24 protein-coding genes are annotated in these 25,877 nt (G+C 69.7%); 5 read left to right on the forward strand and 19 right to left on the reverse strand.

All coding sequences use genetic code 11. The features are described 5' to 3' along the window. Positions 1 to 125: 125 nt before the first annotated feature. Entirely contained in the window at positions 126 to 311 is a 186-nt protein-coding gene (locus ACRWK7_RS26270) for a Flp family type IVb pilin (protein WP_431859318.1), read from the reverse strand. Positions 312 to 817: 506 nt separating this feature from the next. Here ACRWK7_RS26270 and ACRWK7_RS26275 point away from each other — a divergent pair. Beyond that, positions 818 to 1,285 carry a pilus assembly protein TadG-related protein gene (locus ACRWK7_RS26275; protein WP_431859320.1) on the forward strand — a complete coding sequence of 156 codons (468 nt, stop codon included), beginning with the start codon at positions 818 to 820 and terminating at the stop codon, positions 1,283 to 1,285. A 69-nt stretch (positions 1,286 to 1,354) separates the two neighbouring features. Here the strand turns inward: ACRWK7_RS26275 and ACRWK7_RS26280 are convergent, their stop codons facing one another. The 3 genes from ACRWK7_RS26280 to ACRWK7_RS26290 all read right to left on the reverse strand — a co-directional run bounded on the left by ACRWK7_RS26280 (position 1,355) and on the right by ACRWK7_RS26290 (position 4,045). Next, positions 1,355 to 1,693, reverse strand: a complete 339-nt coding sequence (locus ACRWK7_RS26280; RefSeq protein WP_431859322.1) for a hypothetical protein — start codon at positions 1,691 to 1,693, stop codon at positions 1,355 to 1,357. Positions 1,694 to 1,805: 112 nt separating this feature from the next. Further along, on the reverse strand, positions 1,806 to 2,162 hold the full coding sequence (locus tag ACRWK7_RS26285; protein ID WP_431859324.1) for a response regulator: 357 nt from the start codon (positions 2,160 to 2,162) through the stop codon (positions 1,806 to 1,808). 206 nt (positions 2,163 to 2,368) lie between these two features. Next, positions 2,369 to 4,045 carry an EAL domain-containing protein gene (locus tag ACRWK7_RS26290; RefSeq protein ID WP_431859326.1) on the reverse strand — a complete coding sequence of 559 codons (1,677 nt, stop codon included), beginning with the start codon at positions 4,043 to 4,045 and terminating at the stop codon, positions 2,369 to 2,371. Between the two features lie 218 nt (positions 4,046 to 4,263). Between ACRWK7_RS26290 and ACRWK7_RS26295 the strand changes: the two genes are divergently transcribed. The 3 genes from ACRWK7_RS26295 (at position 4,264) to ACRWK7_RS26305 (ending at position 5,426) form a co-directional block, all read left to right on the forward strand. After that, positions 4,264 to 4,758: a hypothetical protein gene (locus ACRWK7_RS26295; protein WP_431859328.1), complete on the forward strand. Its 495-nt coding sequence runs from the start codon at positions 4,264 to 4,266 to the stop codon at positions 4,756 to 4,758. A gap of 62 nt (positions 4,759 to 4,820) precedes the next feature. Further along, positions 4,821 to 5,105 (forward strand): hypothetical protein, encoded by a 285-nt coding sequence (locus ACRWK7_RS26300; protein WP_431859330.1) that lies wholly within the window; start codon positions 4,821 to 4,823, stop codon positions 5,103 to 5,105. A 117-nt stretch (positions 5,106 to 5,222) separates the two neighbouring features. Further along, positions 5,223 to 5,426: a hypothetical protein gene (locus ACRWK7_RS26305; protein ID WP_431859332.1), complete on the forward strand. Its 204-nt coding sequence runs from the start codon at positions 5,223 to 5,225 to the stop codon at positions 5,424 to 5,426. A 113-nt stretch (positions 5,427 to 5,539) separates the two neighbouring features. On the opposite strand, the gene bfr is transcribed toward ACRWK7_RS26305, so the two are convergent. The 5 genes from bfr to glgX all read right to left on the reverse strand — a co-directional run bounded on the left by bfr (position 5,540) and on the right by glgX (position 14,584). Continuing rightward, positions 5,540 to 6,016: a bacterioferritin gene (gene bfr / locus ACRWK7_RS26310; RefSeq protein ID WP_431859334.1), complete on the reverse strand. Its 477-nt coding sequence runs from the start codon at positions 6,014 to 6,016 to the stop codon at positions 5,540 to 5,542. A gap of 92 nt (positions 6,017 to 6,108) precedes the next feature. Continuing rightward, positions 6,109 to 9,003, reverse strand: a complete 2,895-nt coding sequence (treY, locus tag ACRWK7_RS26315) for a malto-oligosyltrehalose synthase (protein WP_431859336.1) — start codon at positions 9,001 to 9,003, stop codon at positions 6,109 to 6,111. Continuing rightward, positions 9,000 to 11,201, reverse strand: coding sequence for a 4-alpha-glucanotransferase (gene malQ / locus ACRWK7_RS26320; RefSeq protein ID WP_431859338.1), 2,202 nt, complete (start codon positions 11,199 to 11,201; stop codon positions 9,000 to 9,002). The genes treY and malQ overlap by 4 nt, the downstream gene beginning before the upstream one ends. A 159-nt stretch (positions 11,202 to 11,360) precedes the next feature. Then, complete coding sequence (locus ACRWK7_RS26325) at positions 11,361 to 12,386, reverse strand: response regulator (protein ID WP_431859341.1); 1,026 nt, start codon at positions 12,384 to 12,386, stop codon at positions 11,361 to 11,363. A 32-nt stretch (positions 12,387 to 12,418) separates the two neighbouring features. Next, complete coding sequence (glgX, locus tag ACRWK7_RS26330) at positions 12,419 to 14,584, reverse strand: glycogen debranching protein GlgX (RefSeq protein ID WP_431859342.1); 2,166 nt, start codon at positions 14,582 to 14,584, stop codon at positions 12,419 to 12,421. A 237-nt stretch (positions 14,585 to 14,821) separates the two neighbouring features. Between glgX and ACRWK7_RS26335 the strand changes: the two genes are divergently transcribed. Continuing rightward, positions 14,822 to 16,201: a pentapeptide repeat-containing protein gene (locus ACRWK7_RS26335; RefSeq protein ID WP_431859344.1), complete on the forward strand. Its 1,380-nt coding sequence runs from the start codon at positions 14,822 to 14,824 to the stop codon at positions 16,199 to 16,201. Between the two features lie 25 nt (positions 16,202 to 16,226). Here the strand turns inward: ACRWK7_RS26335 and ACRWK7_RS26340 are convergent, their stop codons facing one another. The 10 genes from ACRWK7_RS26340 to ACRWK7_RS26385 all read right to left on the reverse strand — a co-directional run bounded on the left by ACRWK7_RS26340 (position 16,227) and on the right by ACRWK7_RS26385 (position 25,860). Further along, positions 16,227 to 17,234 carry a cytochrome-c peroxidase gene (locus ACRWK7_RS26340; protein ID WP_431859346.1) on the reverse strand — a complete coding sequence of 336 codons (1,008 nt, stop codon included), beginning with the start codon at positions 17,232 to 17,234 and terminating at the stop codon, positions 16,227 to 16,229. 166 nt (positions 17,235 to 17,400) lie between these two features. Continuing rightward, positions 17,401 to 18,039 carry a TerC family protein gene (locus ACRWK7_RS26345; protein ID WP_431859347.1) on the reverse strand — a complete coding sequence of 213 codons (639 nt, stop codon included), beginning with the start codon at positions 18,037 to 18,039 and terminating at the stop codon, positions 17,401 to 17,403. Between the two features lie 127 nt (positions 18,040 to 18,166). Continuing rightward, positions 18,167 to 19,531 carry a TRAP transporter large permease gene (locus ACRWK7_RS26350; RefSeq protein WP_431859349.1) on the reverse strand — a complete coding sequence of 455 codons (1,365 nt, stop codon included), beginning with the start codon at positions 19,529 to 19,531 and terminating at the stop codon, positions 18,167 to 18,169. Positions 19,532 to 19,534: 3 nt separating this feature from the next. After that, on the reverse strand, positions 19,535 to 20,707 hold the full coding sequence (locus ACRWK7_RS26355; protein WP_431859350.1) for a TRAP transporter small permease subunit: 1,173 nt from the start codon (positions 20,705 to 20,707) through the stop codon (positions 19,535 to 19,537). Positions 20,708 to 20,782: 75 nt separating this feature from the next. Then, the gene (gene dctP / locus ACRWK7_RS26360) at positions 20,783 to 21,931 is read right to left on the reverse strand and encodes a TRAP transporter substrate-binding protein DctP (protein ID WP_431859352.1); all 1,149 of its coding nucleotides are present in this window, start codon (positions 21,929 to 21,931) and stop codon (positions 20,783 to 20,785) included. Positions 21,932 to 22,097: 166 nt separating this feature from the next. Beyond that, a complete protein-coding gene (locus tag ACRWK7_RS26365; protein ID WP_431859353.1) occupies positions 22,098 to 23,207 on the reverse strand; it encodes a DUF2336 domain-containing protein in 1,110 nt (369 codons plus the stop codon). A gap of 93 nt (positions 23,208 to 23,300) precedes the next feature. Further along, complete coding sequence (locus ACRWK7_RS26370; RefSeq protein ID WP_431859355.1) at positions 23,301 to 24,038, reverse strand: DUF6969 family protein; 738 nt, start codon at positions 24,036 to 24,038, stop codon at positions 23,301 to 23,303. Positions 24,039 to 24,131: 93 nt separating this feature from the next. Beyond that, positions 24,132 to 24,794, reverse strand: a complete 663-nt coding sequence (locus ACRWK7_RS26375) for an ABC-type transport auxiliary lipoprotein family protein (RefSeq protein WP_431859356.1) — start codon at positions 24,792 to 24,794, stop codon at positions 24,132 to 24,134. Further along, positions 24,791 to 25,744: an MlaD family protein gene (locus tag ACRWK7_RS26380; RefSeq protein WP_431859358.1), complete on the reverse strand. Its 954-nt coding sequence runs from the start codon at positions 25,742 to 25,744 to the stop codon at positions 24,791 to 24,793. Before ACRWK7_RS26380 ends, ACRWK7_RS26375 begins: the two co-directional genes overlap by 4 nt. After that, positions 25,699 to 25,860: a hypothetical protein gene (locus ACRWK7_RS26385; protein WP_431859366.1), complete on the reverse strand. Its 162-nt coding sequence runs from the start codon at positions 25,858 to 25,860 to the stop codon at positions 25,699 to 25,701. The genes ACRWK7_RS26380 and ACRWK7_RS26385 overlap by 46 nt, the downstream gene beginning before the upstream one ends. Between the last annotated feature and the right edge of the window lie 17 nt (positions 25,861 to 25,877).

Raw genomic sequence — 25,877 nt, forward strand, 5'->3', positions numbered from 1 at the left:
GCGGCGAAAGCCGCGGGATCGTCGGCGGGGAGCGGCGGCGCCACTGCGTCCGCCGCTTCCGTGCACCGCCCAGGCGTTCAGCCCCTGCGATTCGCCCCAGCGGGGCTACCGGACCGACCGGTTGATCAAGGAGCCGGAGCCGGGGTGGTCCCCAGGCCGTTGCTGACCTTCTGCAGGATGCCAGTGATCTTGGTACCGATCTCGGTGCCGAAGCCGGCGACGATGACGGCGACCATGGCGAGCAGCAACGCGTATTCGATCGCGGTGGCGCCGGACTCGTCCTTCATCAGCGAACGGATCTGGGAGAGCATGGAAACCTCCATTGGGGCGAATGTTGTTGATTTTGCCGTTGCTCGCGAGTGTTCACAGCGATCGGCCACATCGCGATTAGACGCCAAAGTTATTAACGGAAGATTAAGCCGAAGCGTTCACGCTAGAAAAACTGCAAATCTCCAAGTAAAACCATTTCAATCTCCTTTTTGTCTTCTTTTTGTCACGGAATGATGTAAGGGTTTTTCCACGTTTTCATCGCACCGTGCAGCCGTTTTAAAGGCGGATCCGCCGGACTTTCCATGGAAATCGACGGCGAGATAGTTCGAATCTAGAAGCATTTTTACGACAATGCGGCCGCAAAACGGTCGCAGCTTCCCAGCACTGTGTTAGTAATGAAACTCATGTTATTTGACTTGAACAGACCAGGAGAATCGCCGTACGGTAATACGCAAGTCGGCCAGGTGAGGTTGACGAGCAATGCGGCGCTGAGAGCGATTGCCCCGCGACTCGGGGACTGACCGCAACGGTGACTGAGAGTCCAACGATGAGCCTGTACTACCCATACCCGCTGGGGCAGCCGGCCCGCCCCTCGCTGGCCCGCCGGCTGGCGTTCGCGGCCCTTCTCCTGCTGCTGGTGCCGCTGGCCGGCGCCGTCGGCTACGGCGTGGACGCCGTGCGCGGCTACATGGTGCAGGCCCGGCTGATGCGCGCGGTGGACGAAGCCGCGCTGGCGGGCGGCCGCGTGCTGTTCGACAACCAGCGCGACGGCCACATCCGCAAATTCTTCGAGACCGCCTTTCCCGCCGGCTTCCTGGGCGCCGAGCCGGCGCCGCTGGCCATCGCTGACAACCCGGCGGACGGGACATTGACGGTGCGCGGCACGGCGGTGGTGCACTCCGGCCTGCTGCGGCTGCTGGGCTTCCAGGACTTCACGCTGGAGGCGCGTTCGGTGGTGCGCCGCGCCAGCCGCAACGGCGAGGTCACCGCGGTGGTCCGCCGGACCACCATCTGACCCCAGGCGCGAGTCGGACAAAAACGGCGGAGTCCTCGCGGGCTCCGCCGTTTCGCGTTCATGCGCGCATCACTGGTTCGCCGAGCCGCCGGTGCCGCTGATGCTGCCACCGGTGCTGCCCGAGCCGGCCCGGCCCGAACGGTTCTGCGAACCGGTGGGCGGGGTGTTGTCCACGTCGGTGCGGTTGCCCATGCGGCCGCCGGTCGCGGTGGTGCCGGTGGTGGCACCCGGCGTCGTCGGCGACGCCGTCGACCCGGTCACCGGGCCGGCCGAGCGGTCGTAGGCCGAGCCCGCCGCCGCACCGGAACCGCCGCTGGCGCCGCTCTGCTGCGACGTGCTCGTCTGCGAGCAGCCGGCGACGGCCAGCAGCGCAACCGCGGACACCGCTCCGAGAACGGATGTGCGCATCTTTCTTCTCCCTTGCTCGTGTGCCGCCATCCGAACGGCAGCACGGTCGCCCGGGACAACACGCGCGCGTGCCGATTGGTTGCCGTGGGAGAAAGAGCGCGGGCGGATCGGATCAGGGCGTACCGACGACCGCGGCGATGACGTCGGCCCGCCACGGCTTGGGCACGAAGGGATAGCCGGCGACCTGCTCCTGCCCGACATAGCCGGAGGTGAGCACGACGCGGACGTCGGGGCGCAGCTTGGCGATCTCCTGCGCCAGCTGGGTGCCGTCCATGCCGGGCATCCGCACGTCGGCCAGCACCAGGCGGATCTGCGGCTTCTCCTTGAGCAGACGCAGGGCGTCGGCACCGTTGTAGGCGCCGTAGGCGCGGAGCCCCAGATCCACGAACAGGTCGACGCCGGTGGCGCGCACCAGCGGGTCGTCCTCGACCACCAGCACCGCCCAGTTCCGTCCCCCGCCCGCGTTCATCGATAGACCCATAATATTCGACCCGAAACCAACCTTGAATTGGAAGCACCGTCCGCGGCGCGCCATTGATTAGAAGTAGTAGCACAGCAACGGCCGGCGCTCGACATAACATAGGTTAAGGTTGCCGGTTCCCGCCACCCGGCGCGACGCCGTCGAGCCTACGCTTCCGGAGGGGGTATGGGATACCACCTTCGGCTGGAAGGCGCCTAGTCGGCGGCCCGCGGCTCGACCGCACCAAGCCACGGGCGCTCCAGGCTTGGGCGGCCGAAATGCCAGCCTTGCAGGAGCCGCACCCCCTCGCGCCGCAGCGCCGCGGCCTGCGTCTCGTCCTCGACGCACTCGGCGACGGTGGTGAGGCCGAAGCCGCGCGCCAACCCGACCAGAGTGCGTATGAACAACAGCGCCTCAGCGCTGTCATGCATATCGCGCACGAAGGCGCCGTCGATCTTGACGATGTCCACCGGCAGCGCGCGCAGGTGCTGGTAGGAGATGTAGCCGGCCCCGAAGTCGTCGAGCGCCACCCGGCAGCCCATCGCGCGCACCGCGGCGACGAAGCGCGCCGCCTCGTCCAGATCCTCGATCACCGCGGTCTCGGTGATCTCGACGATCAGGCGGCTGGCGACCTCCGGCCGGTCGGCGAGCATGCCCCGCAACGCGGCGAGCCACGTGCGGTCGCCGGTCGTCTCGGCCGAGACGTTGAGCGACAGCTGCACCTCGTCGTGCGCGCGCAGTTCGCGCAGCGCCATGCCCAGCGTGTGGTGATCGACCCGCCGCGCCATGCCCAAACGCTCGACCGCCGGCACGAACTCCCCGGCCGTCAGCACCGACCCGCCGTCGCCGTCCATGCGCAGCAGACACTCGAAGAAGTCCACCCCGCCGGACGAATCGACCACGGGCTGGAAGGCGAAGCGCAGGCCGTCGCTTCTCAGCGCCGCCTTGACCCGCTGGCCGGTGGCGAGGCTGGCGCGCAACGCGCTCTGCTGCAGGCTGGTGGCGTGGTGCGGCCAGAAGCAGTCGCGGCCCTGACGCTTGGCCTCGTGCAGCGCGGTGTCGGCGCGGGTCATCGACTCCTCGACGCTGGCGTCGTCGCGCCCGGCGACGATGCCGCCGACCGACACCGTCGCGTGGATCGGCCCGGCCGGAGAGTCGATCGGCTCGGCCCGCACCGCCGCCAGCAGCTTCTCGGCGACGGCCGGCATGTGCTCCTCCGGGCAGTGCGGCAGCACCACGCCGAAGATGTCGCCGCCGACACGGCCGACGGTGTCGCCCGGCCGCACCACCGCGGCGAGGCGGCGCGCCACCTCCACCACCACCGCGTCGGCGGCGGCGTGGCCCAGCGCGTCGTTGACCAGCCCGAGCTTGTCGATGCCCACCGCCAGATAGACGGCCGAGCGCTCGAACCGCCCGGCGGCGACCAGCGCCTGATGCAGCGAATCGCGCAGGCGGTTGAGGTTGACCAGCCCGGTCATCGGGTCGAAGTGCGCCTGCTGCTCCAGTTCGACCTCGTAGGCCTTGCGGCCGTCGATGGTGCGCAGCATGCCGTACAGCCGCATCGGCGTGCCGTCGGCCGCGCGTTCCACCCGGCCGCGGTCGTGCACCCAGCGCCGGGCGCCGTCGGCCAGCCGCAGCTGATAGTCCACGTCGAAGGGGGTGTCCTGGTCGATGTGGCGCGACAGCGCGCGGCGGCGGCGAGCGCGGCCGTCATCATCCTGGATGCGCCGGCGCAGCTCCTCGCCGCTGCCCACCGGATCGCCGCCGAACAGGCGCCGCGCGTCGCCGGCCCAGGTGATGGTGTCCGCGGCGAAGTCCCAGCAGTAGCCGACGTCGCCCGCCGCAGCGACCGCGGCGGCCATGATCGACTGGTCTTCGGCGTGTCCACTCATGCTCCGGCCCCCGCCGTCCGGGATACCGCCACACGGCCCGCCGGACAGCCTTCTGCTCATTGGGAAGCTAGCCCCGCTTCCTTTAAACCGGATTAACGTTAAATGCTGTCGAGTGCAGGGCTGTGCGAACGCGCCGGCGATCGGTTACGCGGAAATTAACGTTTCAGGAACCCTGCGCGCGTAAGCTCCAGGCAGACCAACCTGTGACCTTTTGCCCCGTGACCAGCATCGCCGCCATCCCGCCGCCCTCAGCCTACGTTCGGAGCAGCGCTCCGACCGGAGGGCTGAAGCTGCGCCAGATGCTGGAATCCGATGCGATCGCGGTGCGCCCGATCCAGCCGATCCCCGACGAGGAGCGGCGCCTGCGCGATCCCAAGGTCGGCGAATCGCAGCAGACCACCGAGGACGCGGTCCGCCGCGGCTCCGGCGCTTCCGGCGATGCGGTGCGCAGCGGCGCGCCCGGCTCCGCCACCGAGGCCGGCCAGTCGCGCGTCGAGGGCGGCTTCCGGGCCGAGCCTCCGCCGCCTCCCCCGCCGCCCCCACCGCAGCAGCAGGCCGCGGCGAGCCCGAGCACCGGGTTCCTGACCCAGAGCATCGCGCAGGAAGCCATCGGCAGCGGCCTGCACATCGAGCCGTGGGCCGCCGCCCTCGGCGCCTACCGCCGCGCCGCCGCCGCGCCCCGCGAGTCGCTGGTCAGCAACGTCTCGGTCTGAACGGAATAGTCCCGCGACCGGCAGCGTTCATCCAGAACAAGCCCCTTTCTGGAGCGCTTCCGATGCACACCCGGTTGCTGGCTGCGGCGGCGGCCATCCTGTTCACCGCCATCACCCCCTCGCTGGCCCAGGCGCACGACCACAACGGATGGGGCGGCGGCCGCGGCTATATGCGGGAGCTGCGCGAGGCGTGCGACTGGGGCAACCGGCGGGCCTGCGTCCGCCTCGGCCGCGAGATCGAGCAGCGCCGCGACGCGCGCCGCCAGTGGGCTCCCCCGCCGCCCCCGCCGTGGGCGCGCGATCCCTGGCGCGACCCGCGCTGGGACCCGTACCGTCGGCCATGGTGAGGCCCCGGCACCTGTCCGCGCGGGAGAGGGCGCCCCACCTTTGCGCCGTTGCGGGATCTATGACCGAAGGCTTATGTGCAGCGCTTCACCGCTTGTCCGCACCGAGTTCTTTCCGTCATGGCCGAATACGACGCCGTCGCCCCCTCGCCTTCGAGGCCACGCTGCCACCACTGCGGCGGGCTGATCCTGCCCGGTCAGGCGCGCTGGGCCGGCGACCCCCAGGGGCATGCCTGGCATTACGCCTGCGCGGAGAAGGCGCGGAAGACGACGCGCCAGCCGCCGCTGTCGCAGGGGCGGCCGATGGCGTGGTGGCAGCGGTAAGGTTCGCGGCCCCCTCCCCTTCCCTCCCCCGCTTTGCGGTGGAGAGGGCAAAGCGGCGGAGTTCCCTCTCCCGCGCAAGCGGGGGAGGGTTAGGGAGGGGGAAATAAAAGCCTTTAATCGTCGCCGTACAGCTGCTCCTGCTGGTAGGCCTGCAGCCCGATCCGCTGGATGAGGTCGAGCTGGGTTTCCAGCCAGTCGATGTGCTCCTCGGTGTCGTCGAGGATGCTCACCAGGATCTCGCGGCTCTGGTAGTCCTTGAGGTTCTCGCAATCGGTGATGGCCGTCTGAAGGTTGCCGCGATTGCCGGACTCAATGCCGAGGTCGGCGGTCAGCATCTCCACCAGATCCTCGCCGATCTTCAGCTTGTGCAGGTCCTGGAGGTTGGGCAGGCCTTCGAGGAACAGGATACGCTCGATCAGCTTGTCGGCGTGTTTCATCTCGCCGATGGATTCCTCGTAGACCTTGTGGGCGATGCGCTTGAGGCCCCAGTTCTTCAGCATGCGCGCATGCAGGTAATACTGATTTATGGCCGTCAGTTCATTCGTGAGGATGGTGTTGAGGTGCCGGATGACTGTCGGATCGCCCTTCATCAATGCCTCCCGTCTGAGCCCTGCGAGTCCAATCTAGGTCGCCGCGGCGCCGGTCAAGCCGCGCCACGCAAAAAGCCGGACGGCCGGCATGGTCACCCGGTGGGACCGTGCAGCAGCGCCAACGGGAAGCGGTCCAGCAACTCGGCCAGCGGCAGGCGGCCGTCGGACGGCAGACCGACGGTGCGGCCGGTGAAGACGTCCGCGGGCGCCGCCCCCTCCGGCAGCTCGGGCAGCATCAGCGCGGTGTCGCCCCAGCGCTCGGCCGGCGGCAGCGGCGCCGCCACGCCCTGCATCAACGGCAGCGTCAGGCGCGGCGCCACGACCAGCGCGAAGGCATCGCCGGCCCGGCGCAGGAACGCGACCACCCGCTCGGCGTGCTCGCCCACCGCCTCCACCGGGCGGTACTCGCCGGCCGCGAACAGCGCCGCCTCGCGCTTGCGCAGGTCCAGGGTGCGGGCGACGACGAACTGCTTGATGCGGCCGTCGCGCCAGCCGTCGACCAGACGCGCGACCTCCGGCTCGTCAGCCAGGGCCTTGTGGCGGGCGGCGTAGTCCACCGGGCGGCGGTTGTCGGGATCGACGAGGCTGAGGTCCCAGAAGTCGGTGCCCTGATAGATGTCCGGCACGCCCGGCGCGGTCAGCTTCAGCAGCGTCTGCGACAGGCCGTTGAGCGCGCCGACCGGCGCCACCGTCTCCAGCAGGTCCATCAGCTCGGCCAGGAAGGTGGCGCTGCGCTCCGGATCCAGCACGCCCTGGACGAAGCGCGTCAGCGCGTCCTCGTAGTCGGCGTTGGGCGCGGTCCAGGAGGAGCGCACCTTGGCCTCGCGCACCGCCTTGGTCATGTAGGCGCAGATGCGCTCGCAGAAGTCCTTCAGACCTTCGCCCGACGGCCAGCCGAGGTCGAGCGGCCACGCGCCAACCAGGGTCTGGTACAGCATGTACTCGTCGTTGCGGCCGGGCGCGGCGAGTCCCTCGATCTCCCGCTTCTTGAAGCGGTTCATGCGCTGCCAGCGGCGCACCCGCTGCTCCCACAGCTCCGGCATCTCGGACAGCACGCAGATGCGGGCGCGGGTGTCCTCGCCGCGCTTGTGGTCGTGGGTGGCGGTGGCCAGCAGGTTGAAGGGGAAGCGCTTGAGGCGTTCCTGGTTCACGTGGTGGAACGCCGACGGGCTGGTGCCCCAGCGGCTCGGCTCGCCGCCCACCTCGTTCAGCGCGACGAGGCGGAAGTAGCGGTAGAAGACCGTGTCCTCCAGCGACTTCGCCATCACCGGGCCGGTGAACTGCTGGAACTTCATGGCGATGGCGACGACGTCCGCCGGCTTGTAGCCGTGCCGGCCGCGGCCCGTCCCCTCCTGCTCGCGCGCGAGGTCGGTGGTCAGCACGCCGTGCAGGAAGTCGTAGACCGAGGCGTCGGCGGCGACGGCCAGCTTGCGGGCGCGGGCGACCGCCCAGTCCAGGTAGCGGCGGTCCTCCTCCACCACCCGCTCGGCGGTCACGTAGGTGCGGTAGACCGGCAGGCAGGCGGCGACGTCCACCAGGGCGCGGCGGATGCCGGTGAAGGTGAAGTCGCGGGTGTTCCAGCTCTCCTGCGCCAGCCGGTGGATCTGCGAGGCGAGCACGTGCAGCTCGCTCGACAGGCTGGACAGCATGACCTTGCGCTTGGTCTCGACGACCATCTTCTCGAAATCGACCTCGCGGCGGATGAAGCCGTGGTAGGTCCGGGTCATCGCCTCTTCGGCGGCCGGATCGACGAACAGGCCGCCGACCAGGTTCATGAACTCGTAGCCGGTGGTGCCGGCGACCGGCCAGTCCGCGCGCAGGGCCTCGTGGTGCGCCAGGATCTTCTCCACCACCACGTAGAAGGGCTGCTTGAGCCGCACCCCCGGTGGGTCGAGCGCCGAGGCGCCGACGTTCAGCGTCAGGTAGGCGGCGCGGTCCTGCAACCGCTCGCAGTACTCGACGGGGTCGAACAGGCCGTCGATGTGGTCGAGGCGGATGCCCTGCAGCTTGCCCTCGCCGATCAGGCGGAAGACGAGGCGGTGCGCCAGCTCGAACAGCTCCGGCCGCTCGATGCGCAGCCCGGCGAGGTCGTTGATGTCGAAGAAGCGGCGGTAGTTGATCTCGTCCGCCGCGACGCGCCAGAAGGCGATGCGGTAGTGCTGCTCCTCCAGCAGGCGGTGCAGATCGTGGAAGCTGTCCGGCCGGCCGGTGGTGCCGTTGACCGCGGCGACCGCGCGCCCGATGGCGTCGGCGACGGCCGGGCTGCCGGCGACGGTGGCGGCGAGCTGGGCGCGCAGTTCCTCGGCCTCGCGGTGCACGGTGGCTTGGCGCTGCACCGACTTCGGCGCGTTGCCCAGGCCGGCGAAGGCGGCGATCAGCGCGTCGAGCGCGGCGCCCTCGTCGCCCAGCATGTCCCGCGCCGCCCTCAGCAGGCGCGGGTAGTTGCGCACGGCTACGGGCAAGCGGTGCGACCAGTACCAGACGCTGAACGCGCCGCGCTCCGCGTCGAACTTCAGCTGCAGCTCGCCGCGCTCCAGCACCGCGCCGTAATGGTCGCCGAGGAAGGGCAGCAGCACCTTGCCGTGCATGCGCGGGTCGGCCGGTTCCCAGTCGATGTCGAAGAACTGCGCGAAGGGCGAGGCCGGCCCCCACTCCAGCACGTCGAGCCACCACGGGTTGTCGCTGGCGCCGACGCCCATGTGGTTGGGCACGAAGTCGAGGATCAGGCCGATGCCGTGCTCGTGCAGCGCCGCGACGAAGCGGTCGAAGGAGGCTTCGTCGCCGATCTCCGGGTTGAAGCGGGCGTGATCGGTGATGTCGTAGCCGTGCGTCGAGCCCGATCGCGCCAGGAGGAACGGCGAGGCGTAGACGTGGCTCACCCCCAGCGCCGCAAAGTACGGCGCCAGCCCGGTCGCCTGATCGAAGGTGAACTCCTTGCTGAACTGCAGGCGGATGGTGGCGCGGGGGACGGCGGGCGCTCCGGTCATGGCGCACCGCGCGCGGCCGTGACCGCGGCGGCGAGCGAACGGACACCGCTGTCGGCGGCGATCTCCTCCACCGTCCTGCCCAGACGGCGGCGCCAGTTGGGATGCTGGTCGATGGTGCCCGGCAGGTTGGGCTGCTCGATCTCCCCGAGCGCGTCTTCGATCTGGACCATGACAATTCGCCCCGCTGTGGTGGCGAGATAACGATGCACCGCCTCCACCAGTTCCCGGCTGTAGGGCTGCCCGCCATCGTCGGTGGGATAGGACGCCGGCTTCACCCCCTCGCGCGCGAGGGCCTGCAACAGCCGCCAGCGGTCGACGCCGCGGTCCCAGGCGTCCTTGTCCTGCGCCTCCTTGCTCGGATAGAGGTCGAGGCGGGTGCGCCACTCCAGATCGTGGCCGCTCCAGAAGCCCTTGAAGGTGGCGAGGTCGTGCGTGGTGATGGTCACCATGGCGTCCGCCGGATAGCCGGCGGGCGGCAGGAAACCGCCATCCGGGGCGCGCTCGAAGTACAGCACGCGGTAGCTGAGGATCCCCGCCGCCTGCATGGCCGGGCGGAAGCCCTCGGGAACCGTCCCCAGATCCTCGCCGATGACGATGCAGGTCTGCCGGCGCGATTCCAGCGCGATGATCCGCACCAGGTCCTCGAACGGGTATTCCACATAGGCACCGTCGCCGCCGTTCGATGGGATCCAGAACAGGTGCTTCAGCGCCATGACGTGGTCGATGCGCAGCGCCCCGGCGTGGCGCATGTTGGCGCGCACCATGCGGATGAACGGCTCATAGGCCGCCTCCCGCAGCGCCACCGGGGAGAACGGCGCGAGGCCCCAGTTCTGGCCCTTCATGTTGAACTGGTCCGGCGGCGCGCCGACGTTGGCGCCCTGCACGAGCACCTTGGGGTCGGCCCACGACGCCGCCCCTCCGGGGTGCCCGGCGACCGCGAGGTCGCGGTAGAAGCCGAGGGCGAGGCCGGCCTTCTTCCCACGGATCGCCGCCTGCTCAAGCTGGCGGTCGGCCTCCCATTGCAGGTACTCGAAGAACTCGACGCGCTCGGCGTGGTCGCGCGCGAAGTCGGCGACGGCGCTGCTGTCGGGGGAGCGGTACTCCTCCGGCCAGGTCTGCCACTCCCAGCGGTTCGGGTCGGCGGTGTAGAAATGCTCGTGCAGCGCGTCGAACAGGGCGTGCCGGCGGAGATCCTCGCCCATCTCGCGCTGGAAGGCGCGGAACGCCTGCCCCCGCGGGCTGACGTCGCCCTCCCTCAGATGGTTGGCGCGGAAATAGGCGTGCAGCGTCCGCAGGACCGGAAGCTTGAGCCGCGCCACCGCCGGGTAGTCCACCAGTTCCGCCGCCCGCGCCGCCGCGAGGTCGCGCTGGAACGCCTCCTGCGCGATGGCCTCCCGCGCGGCCGGCGCGTCGGCGAGGTCGGGCACCGCCTCCACGTCGATGTAGAGGACGTTGAGGAAGGTGCGGCTCGACGGCGAGTAGGGGCCGAAATGCTGCGGGTCGGCCGGGAACAGCGCGTGCAGCGGGTTGAGGCCGACCAGCCCGGCGCCCAGGCCGCCGGCCGCCTCGGCGAAGCGCGCGAGGTCGTCGAAGTCGCCCATGCCCCAGTCGTCGGCGCTCTTGAGCGAATAGACCTGCGCGCCGATGCCCCAGGTGCGCCCGCCGGGCATCACGTCCTGCGGCATGACGCAGCGCTCCGGGGCCACGATCAGCCGGACCGCGCCCGACAGCGCGCCGCCCAGCCCGCGCGGCCGCACCTCGACGGTCAGCGTGTGGTAGCCGAGCGGCAGCCGCCGCGGCAGCGCCAGCGTGCGCCGCTCGAACGCCAGCCCGTCCAGCGTGGCGGTCGCCGCGACGGCCAAGCTGCCGAACCCGGCCTCCCCGCGCTGCTCCGCCCCGCCCTCTTCGGCGAGCGTCCAGATCAGCGTGGCGTCCTCCAGCCCGGCCGGCGCGCTGACCGGCACGGACAGTTGCGCGTTCTCGTCCAGCACCAGGACCGGCGGCAGCATGGTGCGCCAGGGGCGTTCCTCGACCGTGCGGAGGCTTTGGGCGATGGCCTCGTCCGAGCCGACGTCCAGCCCCATGGCCGAGATCAGCGCCACCTGCGTCTCGCGGGAGGTCTCGCGCCGGTTGCCCCAGATGTCGTGGTAGAAGGGCTCGATACCGACACGCTCGGCCAGCCGGTCCAGGTCGCTCATTCGTTCGTGTCTCCCCCGAAGCGTGTCTTGGTGGCGAGAGGATCGCGCGTCCGCACCGTCGCGTCCAGCGCCGTACCGCCGCGCATGACAACAGGGAACGTGCCGTGGGGATCCGGGAACGCAAGCGCGCCGGAAGACGTACGACCGGCGTTGGCCGTCCTACGACGCCTTCGCCTCTTCGCCGCCTTCCGCCGCGGCCTTGGCGGCTTCGGCGGCCTTGGCCTGGGCGAGCTGCTCCAGCCGGCTGCGGTAGCCGGCCACCGCCGCCTCGACCTCGCGGACCATCGCGTCGAGCGGGCGGTTGGGGTCGGAGGCCTGCAACAGCTCGCGCGACAGCGTGACGGCGCGCTCCACCCCGCCGCCGTCGGCGGTGCCGGACTCGGCCTTGGCGCGGATCAGCTCGGCCAGTTGGCGCAGCGCGCGGGCCGCGGTCTTGGCCGCGGTGGTGTCGCGGTCGTCGGGCAGGCGGCGCACCAGCTCGTCCACCACGCCGGGGACGCGGGCGAGATGGTCCAGCGCCATGCGGTCGGGCGGCGCGTTCAGCAGGCCGGTGCGGGCGAACTCGATCAGGAAGGCGGCCTGCACGGCGGAGCGCAGCACCTTCTGCTCGCTGACCTGACGCACCGCGGTGGCCATCCTCTGGCGCACCTGGGCGGCTTCCCACTGGCCCATCGCCTTCAGCTTCAGCGTGTTGGGCACGTCGAGCAGCGGGATCTGCGCGCCCTCGCGCGGCGACTTGCGGCGGTCCGGGCCGGTGTAGTCGGCGGTGACGACGAAGCCCTTGCGCTCGCGGATCAGGGTGCCGATGCGGTCCAACACCTGCTTGGGCGAGATCGGCTTGACCAGCAGGTCGTCGGCGCCCGAGTTGGTCACCCGCATCAGCAGCACCGGCGTCGGCTGCCAGGTGGTGACGATCAGCCCGGCGAACGGGTTGGGCGTGTTGACGTCGTTGCGGATGGTGCGGACCAGCTTGAACGCCTCCGCCTCGGCCTCCTCGCCGTCGGCGTCGATCAGCACGAGGTCGGGCGTGCCGCCGGTCAGGCGGGCGGCGGCGTCCTTGAAGTTCGAGATCGCCTCGATCTTCTTGATGCCCAGGCGGCCGAGCACGTCGCGCATCAGCCGCAGGCTGTTGGGCTGGGCATCGACGATCGCCGCGTCGACCTGGGAGAAATCAAAGTCGGGCATGCCCCCGACCTTAGCACAATCCTGCGTGGCGGCTACCGGGCAACATCGCCGCGCTCGGGCGATTCCACCAGCACGAAGACCAGCGCCGTGCGGCCGTCCACCGGGAACGGCTTGCCGGGCAGCACCATGCGCCCGTCGCCCTCGCCGTCCGCGACCCGGGTGTCGAGCACGCAGCGCCAGCCGCGCCCGCCCGGCACGTCGGGCAGCGTGAACGGCACCGCGTCCACATGGGCGTTCAACACGATCAGCAGCACCCCGTCGTCGGCGTTGCTGCCGTCGGCGCGCAGGTACTGCCCGGCGTGGCCGTTGAGCAGCAGGCCGATGCAGCGGGCGTGCGTGTTGCGCCACTGCTCGGCGGTCTTCTCGGCGCCCGAGGGGGCGTACCAGGCGATGTCCTTGAGGCCGTCCTCCGACGCCACGCGGCCGTGCAGGAAGACCGGGCGGCGCAGCACCGGGTGCGCCTTGCGCAGCGCGATCAGCCGGCGAACGAAGGCGAGCATGCCGGCCCCCTCCCCGCTCATCCGCGTCCAGTCGAGCCACGTCAGCTCGTTGTCCTGACAATAGGCGTTGTTGTTGCCGAGCTGGCTGTGCCCGACCTCGTCGCCGGCCAGCATCATCGGCGTGCCCTGCGACAGGAACAGCGTGGCCAGCAGGTTGCGCCTCTGCCGGTCCCGGATGGCGCGGATCTTCTGGTCGCCGGCCGGTCCCTCGACGCCGTAGTTGGACGAATAGTTGGCGGAATGGCCGTCGCGGTTGTTCTCGCCGTTCGCCCAGTTGTGCTTCTCGGTGTAGGAGACGAGGTCGTCCAGCGTGAAGCCGTCGTGCGCGGTGACGAAGTTCACCGACGACCACGCCTTGCGCCCGCGCTTCTCGAAGAGATCGGAGGAGCCGGCGATGCGCCCGGCCACCTCCGGCAGCATGCCCTCGTCGCCGCGCCAGTAGCGGCGCACGCTGTCGCGGTAGCGGTCGTTCCACTCCGCCCAGCCCGGCGGGAAGTTGCCGACCTGATAGCCGCCGGGGCCGACGTCCCACGGCTCGGCGATCAGCTTGACGCCGGCCAGCACCGGGTCCTGCCGCACCGCGTCGAGGAAGCCGCCGGCCGGGTCGAAGCCGTAGCTCTCGCGCCCCAGCACCGTGGCGAGGTCGAAGCGGAAGCCGTCCACCCGCATGTCGGTGACCCAGTAGCGCAGGCTGTCCATCACCATCTGCAGCACGCGCGGGTGCGTCAGGTTCAGCGTGTTGCCGGTGCCGGTGTCGTCGAGGTAGTAGCGCTTGTCGCCCGGCATCAGCCGGTAGTAGCTGGCGTTGTCGATGCCGCGGAAGCTGAGCGTGGGCCCCAGGTGGTTGCCCTCGCCCGTGTGGTTGTAGACGACGTCCAGGATGACCTCGATCCCCGCCTCGTGCAGGCGGGACACCATGGTCTTGAACTCCGACAGGACGCCGGTGGTCATGTAGCGCGGCTCCGGCGCGAAGAAGCCGATGGAGTTGTAGCCCCAGTAATTGTGCAGCCCCTGGATCGTCAGGTGGCGGTCGTCGGTGAAGGCGTGCACCGGCAGCAGCTCGATGGCCGTGATGCCCAGCCCCTTCAGGTAGTCGAGCACCGCCGGCGTCGACAGTCCGGCGAAGGTGCCGCGCAACGGCTTCGGCACGTCGGGGTGGCGCATGGTGAAGCCGCGGGCGTGCGCCTCGTAGATCACCGTGTCGGACCACGGCACCTCGGGCCGGCGGTCGTTGCCCCAGGTGAAGGCGGGGTCGACCACCCGGCACTTCGCCATGATGCGGGCGTTGTCGCGCCGGTCGAAGGACAGGTCCTCGCGCGTCGAGCCGAGGCGGTAGCCGTAATGCGCGTCCGACCAGCGGATGCCGCCGAACAGCGCCTTGGCGTAGGGGTCGAGCAGCAGCTTGTTCGGGTTGAAGCGGTGCCCGTTCGCCGGGTCGTACGGCCCGTGCACCCGATAGCCGTAGAGCTGCCCCGGCCGCGCCTCCGGCAGGTAGCCGTGCCAGACCTCGTCGGTGTGCTCGGGCAGCGCGATGCGCTCGACCTCGCGCTGGCCGGACGGGTCGAACAGGCACAGCTCCACCTTCTCGGCGTTGGCGGAGAACAGCGCGAAGTTGACGCCGAAGCCGTCCCAGGTGGCGCCGAGCGGATAGGGCTTGCCGGGCCAGACGGTGGTGCGCTCGGACCCGTTGAGGGGCATCGGGGGGTGGCTCCGGGTAGCGGACGGTGAGGCGGCGGCGCCATCGGGCGTGTCACACCCTGGCAATAAACGAGAGCACACCTGGGGCGTCAAGGACCCCAGCCCCGCCCCCCGACCAAATACCTACGACAAAAAGATGATGTACGTTCGATTGACGCGACACTGTGCCGCACCAGCTTTCGTAAGTTGCGACGAATTCGCCCCGAATGCGTCGCCCATTTGGGAAGGGTCACCGGCATGGAGCAGAACGCCTCCGCCGACTCCGCGGCCGTCACGCCGACGGTCGCCGCCGCAGCAAAGGCAAAGCCGACCACCACCACGCGCGTGCGCCTGACCCAGGAGCAGCTGAACGCCGTGGTCGCCCGTCACGAGGCGTTCGCCCGCTCGCGTCCGGGCGGGGCGCGGGCGATCCTCAAGCTGTACGACCTGTCGGGGCTGGACCTGTCGGGCCGGGTGCTGGCCGGTGCGGATCTCACCGGCACGCGGCTGGTGGGGACGCGGCTGAACGGCACCGACCTGCAGGGGGCCTCGCTGTTCGGCAGCGACCTGCGCCGGGCGCAGATGGTGCGCGCCAACTTCGGCCGCGCCGACATGCGCGGCGTGCTGCTGCGCGGCGCCATGATGGCGGGGTGCAACCTGATGCAGGCCGACCTGCGCAACGGCATGCTGATGAACGCGGCGGGCGGCGACCTGCGGCCGATGGTGCAGATGTCGGCGCAGGCCGACCTGTCGGACGCGGTGCTGGCGCGTTCCAACCTCAGCCAGGCGAAGATCTCCGACAGCTTCGTGCTGCAGACCGACCTGCGCGACACCTGCCTGCGCGGCAGCAAGCTGATGCGCGCCGACCTGCGCAACGCCGACCTCACCGGCTGCGACATGGAGGGCGCCGACCTCTCGGAAGCCAACCTGAGCGGCGCCAAGCTGGAGGGCGCCAACCTCAGCCGCACGGTGATGCGCCACACCAAGCTGGAGGGCGCCAACATGCTGGGCGCCCTGACCGACGGCGTCGACCTGACCACCGCCCGCCTCACCGGCGCCCGTCTGGCCGAAGCGCGCGCGCTGTACGGCGAGGAGCTGGCGGAAATCCTGGAACAGCACGACGCCTGGGTCGCCAGCAACGGCAAGAACGGCAAGCGCGCCGACCTCTCCGGCCGCGACCTGTCGGGGCTGGACCTGTCGGGGGTGAACCTGTCGGCGGCGGTGCTGCGCACGGCGAAGATCCGCGCCGCCAACCTGTCCGGCGCCTCGCTGGTGACCGCCGACATGTCGCTGGTCGACCTGCGCGGCGCCACGTTGTTCGAGGCCGACCTGCGCGGCGTCAACCTGCACCGCGCCTCGATGGACGAGGCCGATCTGTCGAGCGCCCGCCTCGGCCCGCTGGTCATCACCGGCGGCCACCAGTGGCCGGCCGACCTGTCGCGCGCCCGCATGCGCAAGACCATCCTGGTCACCGCCGACCTCAGCAAGGCCAAGCTGGCCGGCGCCGACCTGGAGGGCGCCGACCTCAGCGGCGCCCGGCTGACCGGGGCCAACCTGATGAACGCCATGCTGGCCGACGCCGAGCTGGCCGGCGCCAGGATGGACGGCACCGACCTGCGCGGCGCGCAGGGGCTGTGATACAGCCCCCGCGCGGGTCGACGCGTCAGCTGCCGAACGGCACCGGACGCGGGGTGGCGTCGGTGGACGGCGGCAGGATCGGCATCGTGAAGCGCGGCTGATCGCCGGTCAGCGTCTTCAGGAAGGCGACGATCTTGGCGTTCTCGGTCGCGCTGAACGTCTTGCCGAGCTGGATGCGGCCCATGGTGTCCACGGCCTGGGTCAGCGTCGCCGCCTCGCCGTCGTGGAAGTAGGGGTAGGTCAGCTCGACGTTGCGCAGGGTCGGGACCTTGAAGTTGAAGCGGTCGGCCTCGTCCTTGGTGACGGCGACGCGGCCCTCGGCCGGGCTGGTGGCCTTGTACGCCTCGACCACGCCCATCTTCTGGAACGAGGCGCCGCCGACCGCCGGACCGTTGTGGCAGGCCACGCAGCCGCTGTCCTTGAACAGCTGGTAGCCCTCGACCTCAGCCGCGGCCAGCGCGGTCTTCTCGCCGTTCAGCCAGCGGTCGAAGCGCGAGTTCGGGGTGACCAGCGTCTCCTCGAAGGCGGCGATGGCCTTGGTGACCTTTTCGATATCGACCTTCGGGCTGCCGAACACCGCGTTGAACTCGGACACGTAGCCAGGGATGGAGGCGAGCACCTCGACCGCCAGCGCGTGGGTGGAGGCCATCTCGCCCGGGTTGGCGATCGGCCCGCCGGCCTGCGCCTTCAGGTCGGCGGCGCGGCCGTCCCAGAACTGCGCGACGTTCATGCTGGAGTTCAGCACGGTGGGCGCGTTGATCGGGCCCTTCTGCCAGTTGTGGCCGATCGAGGTCTTCAGGTTGTCGGTGCCGCCCATCGAGAGGTTGTGGCACGAGTTGCACGAGATGAACCCGGACTTCGACAGCCGGGTGTCGAAATAGAGCTTCTTGCCGAGCTCGACCAGCGCCGGATCCTGCGGGGCCGCGGCCTTGATCGGCTGGATCGGCTCGTCGCCGGCGGCCTGGGCGGCGGAGACCACGCCGACGGTGCCGGCGAGCAGCGCGATGAAGGATACCACTACGCGCATCGACATCAGGACTCTCCCTTTTCTAGTTCTAAGGTACAGCGTAAATCGCTGGAACCGTTGGGGAGAGTCTGCTTGTGGGATTGGTAAGACCAGGGTACGTCGTGCCGCGCGACAACTTGCCCCAGGGCGAGCGGGCGCCGGCCCGCCGGACGCCCCAGGGAAGGCGGGGTGGTTACCCCGCCGCCGCCGTCATGATCTCGAAACCACCGTCCCAGATCATCTTCAGCGCCACGTACAGGATCACCACCAGGCCGATGTAGGCGATCCAGTGCCAGCGCGCCAGCAGCCGCGCGATCAGGCTGGCCGCGGCGCCCATCAGGCCGACCGACAGCACCAGCCCCACCGCCAGCACCCACAGGTGCTCGCGCGCGGCGCCCGCCACCGCCAGCACGTTGTCCAGCGACATCGACACGTCGGCGACGACCACCTGCCAGATCGCCGTCCCCATCGGCTTGGTCCCGACGGGCGTCGCGGTCTCGACGCCGTCCTCGCCGCAGACCAGCTCGGCGCCCTCCGCCTCGCCGTGCGGCTCGCGCAATTCGCGAAACAGCTTCCAGCACACCCACAGCAGCAGCACGCCGCCGGCGAAGGTCAGGCCGATGATGGCCAGCAGCTGCGTGGTCAGCAGCGCGAAGACGATGCGCAGCACCACCGCTGCGGCGATGCCCCAGAAGATCACCCTGGCCCGCTGCTCGCGCGCCACGCCGGCCGCCGCCATGCCGACGACGATGGCGTTGTCGCCGGCCAGCACGAGGTCGATGAAGATCACCTGACCGAGCGCGATCAGTTCCGGAAGCAGGTCTTCGAACACGGGGGAATCGTCCTCGGCGTTGGCGGATGGGTCTGGTGCCCCCTATTAGGGGGGAGCCGGCGGGGAAACAACCCCCACCGGCCGCACAACAGCCCTCGGCCCCGAACGCTCCCTGCCGAACGCTCCCTCAGCCGTACACCAGCCGCGGCAGCCAGAGCACGATCTCAGGGAACAGGATGCACAGGTAGACGCCCAGCGCCTGGATTCCCAGGAACGGCACCGCCGACTTGAAGATCGTCGCCATGCTGATCTCCGGCGGCGCCACGCTCTTCAGGTAGAACAGCGAATAGCCGAAGGGCGGACTGAGGAACGCCATCTGCATGTTCACCATGAAGATCACGCCGTACCACAGCGGAATATCTCCAGGATGCGGCCCGGCGAAGCCGAACAGGCCGGAGAAGTCCAGCGACTTCAGGATCGGCAGGAAGATCGGCACGGTCAGCAGCAGGATGCCGACCCAGTCCAGGAACATGCCGAGGATGAACAGGATCACCATCATCAGCGCCAGCACGCCGTAGGGGCTGAGCCCCAGGCCGAGCAGGCCGCTGGTGACGAACTCCTGCCCGCCCTTGACGATGAAGAAGCCGACGAACAGCGTGGCGCCGAAGAAGATCCACATCACCATGCCGGTCGCCTTGAGCGTGGCGATGGAGGCCTCGCGCACCGCGATCCACGACAGCCGGCGGTGCAGCGCGCAGACGAACAGCGCGCCGAAGGTGCCGATGCCCGCCGCCTCCACCGGCGTGGCGATGCCGACGAAGATCACGCCCAGCACCAGCACGATCAGCAGGATCGGCGTGATGGTGCCCTTCAGCAGCTGCATCTTCTCGGCGAAGCTCACCCGCTCGCCCGGCGGCAGCGGCGGCCCGAGCCTCGGGTTGATGTAGCAGCGCACCGTCACGTAGGCGATGTACATCCCCGACAGCAGCAGCCCCGGGAACACCGACCCGACCAGCAGTTCGCCCAGCGACTGCTGCGCCACCACGGCGTAGACGATGGCCATGACGCTGGGCGGGATCAGGATGCCCAGCGTGCCGCCGGCCAGCAGGGCGCCGCAGGCCAGCTTGTGGTCGTAGCCGCGCTTCATCATGGCGGGCAGCGCGATCATGCCCATGGTCACCTCGGTGGCGCCCACCACGCCGACCATCGCCGCCAGCACCGTGCAGGCGATGACGGTGGCCGAGGCGAGGCCGCCGTTGACCGCGCCGATGAACTTGTAGACGACTTCGAACAGCTCCTCGATGATGCCGGCGCGCTCCAGCATCGCCGCCATGAAGATGAACAGCGGGATGGCGGAGAGCTGGTAGTCGGTCATGAACGGGAAGACGCGCGACGGCAGCATGTTCAGCATGCCCACGTCGGCGAACAGGAACAGGAAGATCCCCGCCAGACCGCCGGTGACGAAGGCCATGGGCAGGCCGGCCAGCAGCACGACGATCAGCGATCCGAACATCAGGATCGTCAGCAGCTCGATGGTGATCGGAAGCGCCATGGATCACGCCCCTCCCAGGCTGCCGTGGGTCTCGTGCGTCGCGGCCGGGCGCGGCGCCGGCAGGCGCGACGACGGGCCGAAGGCGAGGTCGATGTCGCGCAGCAGGTGCGCGACTCCCTGCAGCAGCAGCAGGACCGCGCCGACGGGGATGGTCAGCTTGACCACCCAGTACTGGATTCCCCACTCGGTGAAGGAGGTCTCGCCCATGTTCACCGCGTCCTGGGCGAAGCGCCAGCCGGTGACCAGCAGCGTCAGGGTGAACACGAAGAAGAAGAACGAGGTCAAGACATCGGCGACGGCGCGGCCGCGCGGGCCCATCTTCACGTACAGGACGTCGACGCGCACGTGGCTCTCGGTGCGCAGCGCGTAGGCACCGCACAGCAGGTACTGCATGCCGAACATCAGGAACATGCTCTCGTGCGCCCAGTTCGTCGGCGAGTTGAACAGGAAGCGGGCGACCACCTCGTAGAAGTAGGCGAAGACCGCGATCACCGTCCAATAGGCGATGAACTGCCCGACCCAGTGGTTCATGCCGTCGATGGCGCGCGCGATGGAATGCGTCGGCGGGCGCGCCGCCACGTCCTCGGGCGGCAGCTCGAACGGCACGTCGTGCGGGTGCACCTGCGCCTCGGACTCCTCACGGATGCGGGTGCGGCGCACGGCGGAGGGCAGCAGGACGACGTCCACCGCCAGCGCGGCCAGCATGACCAGCGCGACGATGCCGGTGGCGCCGTGCCACCACGCCGACTGCTCCTGCACGGCTTTCAGCTTGGCGTCGGCGTCGGCGAACTGCGCCTTGGCGGCGTCCAGCCGCTCCTGCGCGCCGGAACGTCCGCGCTTGACCGCCGCCTCCTCCCGGTGGATGACGCGCTCGTAGGACAGGGTGTTGGCGCGCGCGGCGGAGATGGTCTCGCGCAGGTTCCGCTCCTGCGCGTTGCCGTAGATGATGGCGACCAGCAGCGGAACGTACAGGAAGCCCCACGCGCTCTTCAGGTAGAAGCGGTGCAGCCCGGCGAAGCCGCCGCAGACCAGGAACAGGTAGGCGATGGGCAGCGAGACGGCGGGGTGGCGGCGGCGGGCCTCCTCGCGCTTGACCATCGCCATGGCGACGAGGGGGAACAACAGCAGCGCGGCCCAATAGAGCCAGTGCGGCAGGACGAAGCCGAGACTCGGCATAGGCAAACCCTCGGAAGTCGGATGTCGGCACGATCGGACGAAAAAGGGCGCCGCGTGCGGCGCCCTTTCCCGGGGTCAGAGGCTGAGCGTCTGGCCCTTGATGTGCGACGGGCTCACGTAGCCGATGGAGGGCGACATCATCAGGTCGAGCTGGATCTTGAACAGCCGGGCCGCGTCCTTGTCCTTGTTGGCCCACTTGTACCAGATCGGCACCGCGATCTCGGTGAAGCGCTCGACGTCCTCCGAACTCAGCCGGTTGTTCTCGACGCCGGCCTGCGCGAACTTCTTCCAGGCGACGTCGTTGGCCTTCTGGATCGCGCCAAAGTGGACGTTGGAATAAACCTGCACCTCGTTTTCGAGGAAGGTCTTCATCTTCGGCGACAGCTTGTTCCAGACCTCCATGTTCACGACGAAGTCCATCAGGTCGACCGGCTGGTAGATCGACATCAAGCCTTCCGGCCCCATGGAGATGTACTTGGTGACCTGCTGGAACCCCAGCTCCCAGTTGACCGCCGGGCCGGTGTAGTCGGCGGCGTCGATGGTGCCCTTCTCCAGCGCCGCGAACACCTCGCCGCCGGGCAGCAGCGTCGTCTTGGCGCCGGCCGCCGCGAAGGTCTCGGCGATCATGCCGCCGGGCACGCGCAGCTTCAGGTCGCGGAAGTCGTCGATGGAGCGGATCGGCTTCTTCGAGTGGATGATGTTGGCGTCGTGGTGGATCCGGTTGACGTAGTACAGGCCCTGCTTGGCGAAGATGTCGCGCGCCGCCTGCAGCCCGCCGCCGGAGTAGAAGAATATGTCCCACTCGTGCGGGTAGCGCAGGCCGAGCGTGTAGGAGCTGAGGAAGGCCGTCGCCGGCAGCTTGCCAGCCCAGTACAGGGTGAAGGAGTTCATCGCCTCCAGCACGCCGTTCTTGACGCCGTCGAGCAGCTCGAAGTCGCCGACCACCTCCTTGGCGCCGAAGCCCTTCATCTCCAGCTCGCCGCCGGTCTTTTCCTTGATGGAGGCGCACCAGTCCTTGAAGGTGGCGAGGCCGACGCCGGCCGGCCAGGAGGTCTGCACCTTCCAGGTCGTGGTCTGGGCGTGGGCCGGGTTGGAGACGAACGGCGCGCCGACCGTGGAGGCCGCAGCGGCGCCCGCGCCGGCCACGGCGACCTGCGCCAGGAACCTGCGGCGCCCTTCGACGACGCCTTCGACGTTGTCGCGGAATCCCTTGTCCTTGCTCATCGGTGCTTCCCTCCCCGTTTTTCTTTGCCGGCACGACTCGGCGAAACCGGCGCCACGTGGGCATGCCAGTTTGTCACGATGCGGTACTATCCGCCACGCGTACTTTTTGGCTAGAGGGGTGTGGGCGAAGATGTGGATCCCTCTCCCGGGACGGGAGAGGGTAAAATCACCCCACGTGCATCAGGTCGCCGAGCTTGTCGAGCAGGTAGTCGAGGTCGTCGGCCGCCAGATCCTCGTACTGGGTGAGGATGCGCTCGATCATGCGGCGGCGGTGGCGTTCGCGGTCGTGCTCCTCGCCGTCATAGGGCGTCTCCTTGAGCACGTCGAGCGCGATCCGGCAAGCCGGCAGCAGGGCCGGCGGCATCTTCGCGCGGTCGTAGATCGACTTCAGGCCCAGCCGGCCGACGTCGTGGATCAGCAGCCGCGCGTTGGTCAGCGGCACGCCGGCGAGATGCGCCACCGCCGCCTCGAAGAAGCCGACATCGCCCATGCACAGCGCCCGCACCAGCAGCGGCGGCGTCAGGCGGCCCGAGCGGGAGAGCTGCACCACCAGCCGCTCCAGCGCCACCTCGTCGCTCTCGCCGTTCAGCAGCGTCACGGTGGCGCGTTCGCGGCTCTGCAGGATCAGGTCGGCGGCGGTCTTGGGCGACAGCTCGTGGTGGGTGACGAGGTACTGCTGGTACTTTTCCGACACCACGGCGACCAGCCGCTCGGCGATGGTGATCGGCAGTTTGGCGCGCTGCACCAGCGGCGCCTGCACAGCTTCCGACGCGCCGAAGCGGTCGATGACGCGGCCCAGCGCGCCCTCCTCCAGCTGCGCGCCCTCGTTGGCGACCAGCGCGGCGACCGCCTGCTCCGACCCGGTCTCGACCAGCGCGTCGGCGACGCGCGGCGACACGCTGGGGCGGACGGCGATGGCCGTCTGCTTGGCGCCGGTGCCGGAGCGGACGATCTCCAGCAGGTCGGCGTCGGTCAGCACCTGACTGACGCTGAGAATCGGGATGGCGACGTCCTCGACGTCCTTGGCCAGAGTGAGAGCCACGTCGCGCGGCAGGTTGGCGCTCGCCTTCAGGTTTTCGGCCAAGGATTGGCGGACGCGCACCACGGCATCGCGCGCCATGGCGCGGATGATCTCCTCCGCCAGCGTGCGCTCGCTGTCCGAAAGCTCGGCCGCCTCGAACTGGCGCGCCACCTTCGCCGCCAGATCGGCCCGCGTGTTCGGGGACGGATCCGACAGGAGGCGGACGACGTCGTCCTTCGACAAATGTTCCGTCATGGGTCGCGGACCCTTCCTGTCACAGCCTCCCCGCCGGCCGCGGGACGGCCGGTCAATTCCTCCGCAGCATGGTGCGGAAGCATTGAACCTTTGTTAACAGGCGGTTGCGGCGCGCCGCCTCACCGCCCGCAGCGCGCCCTCGATGACGGCGAGCTGTTCCTCCACGGAAATGGCGGTCTGCGAGGTGACTTCCAAGCCGCGATCCTCGTAGACGTTGCCGTTCGGGTGCGTCTCGGCCCAGCGGCGTATCGCCGCGTCCCGCCGGTGCAGCAGGTCCTCGATCTGCGGGCGGAACATGCGCAGCAGCGCGGTGATCCAGCGGTTCGCCGGCCAGGACGGCCGGGCGTGGTCGATGACGAAGCCGTCCAGCATGCGCACCACGTCGGGCGCCGCGTACCACGTCTCGCCGGTCACCCAGCGGTTGGTGGTGAACAGCCGCACCGCGCGCCCGCTCGGGTCCATGGCGATGCCGATGAGGTGCGACAACGCGTCGTTCTCGCCGGCCGGCGGCACATAATCCTCCACCAACGCCGGGCGGATGCCGTCGGGCATGCCGAGCGGGCGCAGGAAGGTGTGGAAATGCCCGTGCTCGCCGTGCGGCCGTTCGGATTCGGGGTGGCAGTGGTAGTAGTACTGGGCGTGGTACTCGGCGTCGTAGACGTCGCCCTGCGGGTAGTGCTTCCACTCGTACACCGAGCCCTGCCCGCGCAGCAGCTCGCCGACCACGGTGTCGCCGGTCTTGGCCAGCACCCGCTGGCAGGTGCGCACCTCGCGTGCAGCCTCGCCCATCGCCTCGAGCACGTCGCGTGGCAGGCCGTTCACGTCGATCATGGGGCAGGCACCCGACTGGTTCCGGACCCCTCAATACGTAGGCAAAACACTCCCCCGGGCAAGGTTTTTTGCCAGGACGACATATGACCTTTTTCACCGCCCCCGCGACGCCCCGCTGGCCCCCGTGCCGCCGCCCGCCGCGATGGCCGTGCCGGTGCGCAGGGTCCAGGCGACCATGCGCTCCATCACCTGCCGCAGCGCCGCGTCGAAGGCGGTGACCACGCCCTGCACGCCGGGGTCCCTGATCGGCACGATCGCCTCGAAGGTCTCGCCGGCCTCGATGGTCCGGCGCGGCATGCCGACCAGCTTGGCGGCGATGCGGACGTGCACGCGGTCGGGGTTCGCGGCGCCCGGCGTCGAGTACTCCGCCTCGAAGTCGCGCAGCTCGCTGCGCAGCACGAAGTCGGAGCGCAGGCCGACGCTGTCGCGCCCGACCGAGACGATCTTGCGGCTGTCCTCGAAGGACTGGACGATCAGCCCCTGGATCATCGCCGGCGCGCGGTCCGTCCATGCCGACTCGGAGAGGTAGTCGATGGCGGTCGCGGACTTCTCCACGGCGATTCGCTGGGTGTCGAGCCCGGCGCCGGCCACCGGCGTCTCCACCAGCAGCTGGAAGCCCGCCTGCGGCAGCGACGGATCGGCCTGCGTGGCCGGGTTCAGCGTGTAGAGCTTGGCCGGGGGCGAGCTGAGCGCCCCGGCGCAGGCGCCCAGCGCGAGCGTCAGCGCCGCCAGCAGGCCAAAACGCGCAACCATCATCGTCCGCGGATCTCCACGCCGTTGCGGGTGCCGCCGAACAGGAAGTTCGACGGATCGTTCTCGATGCGCCCCACCACGCGGCCGATCTGCGCCGACAGGTCGCGCAACTGGGTGACGAGCAGCGTTATCTCATACAGCCCCGTCTGCGCAAAGTCGCGCACCGGCTGCCGGTTCTCGGTCACCATGGCGTTCAGCTGCGCCGACGCCTGCTTCAGCGAACCGGTCAGCTCGTGCAAGTCGGCCGTCACCGTCTGCATGCTCTTGCCGGCCTGCACCACCGTCTGGTCGAGGTGCGGGCCGACCGTCTGCGCGGTGCGGTTCAGCTCGGCCAGCAGGCCGGTCAGCTCGCGCACCGTGCCGTCCAGGCCCTGGGTGGCCGCGGCGACGTCGCCGCTGACCCGGCGGGCGTTGTCCAGCGTCTGGGTCAGCGCCTGCAGGTTCTCCGGGCTCATCAGCCCGGCGGACAGGCGGTCGGTCAGGTCGAGCACGCGGGCGAGGATCTGCGGCGCCGCGTCCACCACCGTCGCCAGGGTCGAGGGGCGGGACTGGATGACCGGGATCCCCTTGTGCTCGGTCTCGCGCAGCAGCTTGCTCTCCGGCGTGCCGCCGGTGATCTGCACGTAGGCGCCACCGGTGACGCCCTGCACCTCCAGCGAGGCGATGGAGTCGGTCTTGATCGGCGTGTCGGCGGCCACCTCGATGGTGACGCGCACGCGCGACACGTTCTCCGGGTCCAGGCGCAGGTCGGTGACGGTGCCGATGGGGATGCCCTGGTAGCGCACCGGGCTGCCGGTCTGCAGACCGGTGACCGAGCCGGTGAAATAGATGCGGTAGGGCTGGCGCGACTCCTCCAGCTGGATCTTGGCGACCCACACGGTGAAGCCGAACAGCCCGGCGATCAGGGTCAGCACGAAGCTGCCGACCAGGATGTAGCTGGCGCGGGTTTCCATGGGCTCAGGCCTCCACCCGGCGGGCCGCGCGGCCGCGTGATCGACTTGTTGCCGCGAACCAGGGCGTTGTAGCCGAAGGTGGCGGGGATGGCGACGGCAAGGCCGAGCGCTGTCATGATGAGCGCTTCGCCGA

The sequence above is a fragment of the Azospirillum sp. genome (assembly GCF_050789165.1).